General features: G+C 71.5%; 5 protein-coding genes. 2 read left to right on the top strand and 3 right to left on the bottom strand.

From position 1 onward, the window contains the following. From VH969_RS25570 to VH969_RS25560, 3 genes are all read right to left on the bottom strand, one after another. Positions 1-300: hypothetical protein (locus VH969_RS25570; RefSeq protein WP_331978605.1), on the bottom strand; the 300-nt coding region annotated here is incomplete at its 3' end. A 20-nt stretch (positions 301-320) separates the two neighbouring features. Continuing rightward, positions 321-1,640 (bottom strand): FAD-binding oxidoreductase, encoded by a 1,320-nt coding sequence (locus tag VH969_RS25565; RefSeq protein WP_331978603.1) that lies wholly within the window; start codon positions 1,638-1,640, stop codon positions 321-323. An 84-nt stretch (positions 1,641-1,724) separates the two neighbouring features. After that, entirely contained in the window at positions 1,725-2,549 is an 825-nt protein-coding gene (locus VH969_RS25560; RefSeq protein ID WP_331978601.1) for a helix-turn-helix domain-containing protein, read from the bottom strand. A gap of 88 nt (positions 2,550-2,637) precedes the next feature. Here VH969_RS25560 and VH969_RS25555 point away from each other — a divergent pair, with 88 nt between their 5' ends. Together VH969_RS25555 and VH969_RS25550 are read left to right on the top strand one after the other, a co-directional pair. After that, positions 2,638-3,231, top strand: a complete 594-nt coding sequence (locus tag VH969_RS25555; protein WP_331978599.1) for a dihydrofolate reductase family protein — start codon at positions 2,638-2,640, stop codon at positions 3,229-3,231. Between the two features lie 38 nt (positions 3,232-3,269). Next, positions 3,270-4,067, top strand: a 798-nt coding sequence (locus tag VH969_RS25550; protein WP_331978597.1) for an NAD-dependent epimerase/dehydratase family protein, incomplete at its 3' end; no start/stop codon positions are given.

The raw sequence follows: 4,067 nt of genomic DNA, 5'->3' as shown, positions 1-4,067 counted from the left end.
CTCCTTCCGGGGCGGCCAGAAGTCGAAATAACTGAAGTCGCCATGCGGGCCACCGACGTGGAAGAGATAGATCTCCGGATACACCGCCATGCTCGCGCGCCGATCCGGGCGCACCGAGTAGAACTGCGCGATCGCGAGCTGAAGCAGCAGACTCGACCCGAGTCCGCCCAGCGGCTCGGAGACGACGAGCCCGAAACGGTCCAGCCGCGACCAGTCCGGGAAGACCGCTTCAGGTCCGGCCCGCTCGCCGCCGGCCTGCACCTCGAAGGCCTCGACAAGAATCTGGTCGGCGACATGCATTCCTGCTCACCTTTCCTCCATCAGATCGCCTGCGGGAAGCGGAAGAGCCTCTCGGGATCGTAGCCGCGCTTGACCGCCCGGAGGCGGCTGGCGTTTCCGCCGTGGTAGGCGGTCGCCCAGTCATCGAGACCAGGATCGGGGAAGTTCGGATAGACGCGGCCGGATGCGAAGGCATGCGCGAGCGCCCAGGAGCGGTCGAGCCACCGGTCCCCCTCGCAGGCGACGTGATCCAGCAGGAACCGCTCGCTGCGGTGGACGAACGCCGTCGCGTCGGCCGGCACGCGGTTGTACGCACCACCCATGGCCGTGAAGTTGAGCTCGCGCCGGCCGGGGGCCGTCCCGGACGTGAACTCGTCGATCAGCGGGGCGACCGCCGATGCCGGCATCGGGCGGGAGAAGAACTCCGAACGGCTCACGGTCGCAGACGCGCCGTACGACTCCGGGCCAGCGAACGATTGCTTCAGATCACGCCAGCTCAGGACGCGATGGCTGATCTCGGGCCTGATGCCCACGCGGACAGCCAGGCTCTCCAGGAGCACGGCGGCGGGCTCGGCCTCGCGCAGGGCGGCACCGAAGACCACGACGCGCAGCGGGTGGCCTGGCTCGGCCACGAGGCTCAGGTTGGCGGTCACGTCGTCCGGGGCTTCGGACGCCCAGCCCTGCCACCCGGCGACGACGTCGACGGCGGCCGTCTCGGGCCAGCGCAGCTCGAACCGCGTGGCGCGCGGCTCGGCGGCGGTGGCGAACACAAGAGAGGTGACCACACCGAACTGCCCCCCGCCGGCGCCCCGCAGCGCCCAGAACAACTCCGGTTCGCGATCGAGGTCGCAGTCGACGACACGTCCCTCGGCGAGCACGACCTGGGCGCTCAGCAGGGCATCGCAGGTCAGCCCGTGGAGTCGTCCCAGGAGGCCGAGCCCGCCGCCGAGAGTGAGGCCGGCGATCCCGACCGTGGGGCCACACCCCGCCGGCACGGTGCGGCGGGATCGGTGCAGCCCGTCGTAGACCTGGGCCAGGCGTGCGCCCGCGCCGATCCTCGCGCTCCCGTCGGAGCGGACGGTGACGGAGTCGAGGCGGCTCAGGTCGAGGACCAGACCCGCTGTCGACGACCGTCCCGCGAAGCAATGGCCGCCTCCGCGGGGTACGACGTGCGTGCCGCTGTGCCGCGCGAAGGCAAGCGTGCGGGTCACGTCCCGGACGGAGGCGCATCTGACCACAGCGATCGGGCGCACGTGGTGAAACCGGGCCAGCGCTGGACGGCGCGCGGCCTCGTACGCAGCCGAATCCGACGTGACCAGCTCTCCGTCGAGAGCCGCCCGCAGGGAACGCAACTCGTGCACGCATCCGACGCTAGCTTCACGGGGGATCTCCGGCTTGAACGAAACGAGCGCCCTTAGCCGCCAGCCCGTTAGCCCGCCAGCCCGTTAGCCCGTCAGCGCGGCACGCGGGCGAGCGGCCAGGAACGGCCCGTACGACGCCGCATGGTCGTGCCCGCAACCGCACCGGTCGACCGCGTCGCCGAGCAGCTCTCGCGGGGTCAGCCCGGTCAGCCGTACGCACTCGCGGCTCAGGTGCGCCTGGTCGGCGTACCCGACCTCGGCCGCCAGGTCGGCCACCAGACTGCCGTGCCTGGTCGCCTGGGCCAGCGCGAGGTAGCCCTGGAAGCGCAGCGTTCGCTGCAGCGTCTTCGGCCCGATGCCGACCTCAGCCAGGAACCGGCGCCGCAGCTGGCTCTCGGAGATCGCGAGGTCCTCCGTCAGCAGGCCGATTCCCGTCGACCGCCACGGCATCAGCCGGCACACCGCCTCGGCCACGAGCGAGTCCGGAGGTGGCATACGCGCCTGGCGGCGCAGCAGGTCGAGCTGCAGTACCTGCAGCGCTGCGTTCGGCCGGGGAGCGTCCGCGAGCTGGGCTGACAGGTCCGACGCCTCGTTCCGCACGTCGTCGAACGGCACGATCTGGTCGACCAGTTCGTCAGCGGGCACGCCGAGCAGTGGTGATGCTGCTCCCGGCCAGAACCGTGCCCCTACGATCGTCAGGCCGGGAGGCAGAATCTCGGCCGTGGCCCGGGTGAGCGGGCCGACGAGCCGTGGCGTGGCGCCGATCGGGCACTGGAGCTCGACGCCTCCGGTGGGCAGGTTGCGCTGCAGCACGGGCCGCGGGCCGGTGCGCTGGATCCAGACCGTGCGGACCCGCGCGGCCAGGGCAGGCAGCGGGAGGCGCTCGTCGTACGCCTGCGCGCGGTCCACGTCTTCAGCGTATCGAGGTCTTTCCGGCGCGCGATGTGCACGATTCGTTCAAGCCGCCGCCGTGCCGGCCGCCCTAGCATCTGTGGCCATGGACAAGGTCTTCGCCTCGCTGGCCGTCTCCGTCGACGGCTTCATCACCGGACGCGATCCCGGTCCCGGACACGGACTCGGTGACGGTGGCATCCTCTTCGGCTGGTACGGCGACGGCGACACCCCGAGCCGGCTGTTCCCGGGTTTCCGGTTGTTCGAGCCGAGCCGCTCCGTGTTCGACGACCTCGCAGGGCGGGTCGGCGCCGTCGTCGCGGGCCGGAACACGTACGACGACTCCGATCGCTTCGACGGGGCGGGCCCGCACCCGACGGCTCCGCTCATCGTGGTCAGCCACCGCCCGGCGCCACCCGAGGCGACGGACAAGCAGACCTTCGTCACTTCCATCGAAGCCGGCATCGAGACCGCTCGCGCCGCGGCCGGCGATCGGGACACCGCGGTCATGGGCGGCGGTGTCGTCACGGCCGCGTTGCGCGCCGGACTGCTCGACGAGGTGATCCTGCACCAGGTTCCCGTGCTCCTCGGCCACGGCCGCCGCTTCTTCCAGGAGCTGCCCGCCCATATCGGACTGAGCCTGGTCGATGCGGTGCCCGCACCCGGAGTCACCCACCTGCGCTACCGAATCGAGAGGTGACGGAGACCATGCCCGAACCCCGACGTGGAGCGATCTGAATGATTCTCGTTACCGGTGGCCTGGGTTCCATCGGGTCGCACACCGCGCGGGCGCTGCTCGACCTGGGCGAGTCCGTCGTGGTCACCGCGCACCGGTCCGCCCGGCTGCCCGAGTTCCTCGCCGGCGAGCCCGTCGGCCGGGTCGTCGTCGAGCCGCTCGACACCACGAACGAGGCGGCCTTCCTCGACATCGGGAAGCGGCACGAGATCACCGGCATCGTGCACCTCGCGGCGGGGCGCTACGACCTGCCCGATCCGGTCGAGTACCTCCGCGCTGAAACCCTCGGCCTGCTCGCCGCGCTCAAGGCGGCGGCGGCGTGGCGCGTGCGGCGGTTCTCCGTCGCCAGCAGCATCGGCGTGTACGCGGGGGTGGACGGGGTCCCGTGGCGCGAGGACGTCCCGCTGCCGGCGGTGGCACCGCACCAGATCCACGCGTTCAAGAAGACCGCGGAGTTGTTCGCCACGCTGACCGGCGACGGCGCCACGTTCGACGCGGTGTGCCTGCGGATCGGCACCATCTGGGGACCCCTCGGCCTGCCCGACTCGCCGTTCTTCGCGCTTCCCCGCCTGCTCAGCGCGGCCGTCTGGGGCGAGGACCCCGATCTGACCCCGCCCCGGCCACCCGCGTACGCCGGTGACGGGGGAGACCTCTGCTACGTGAAGGACTGCGGCCGGGCCATCGCGCTGCTCATGCTCGCGGAGCGGCTGAACCACGGCACCTATAACGTCTCGACCGGACGCCTGGTGCGGAACAGCGAGGTGGTCGCCGCGATCAACGCCGCTGTTCCGGGCGCGAAC

Source organism: Actinophytocola sp., from assembly GCF_036555685.1.
GTDB lineage: Bacteria > Actinomycetota > Actinomycetes > Mycobacteriales > Pseudonocardiaceae > Actinophytocola.
The sequence above is the reverse complement of the archived record's forward strand: the minus strand, read 5'-3'. Positions and strand labels throughout refer to the sequence as shown.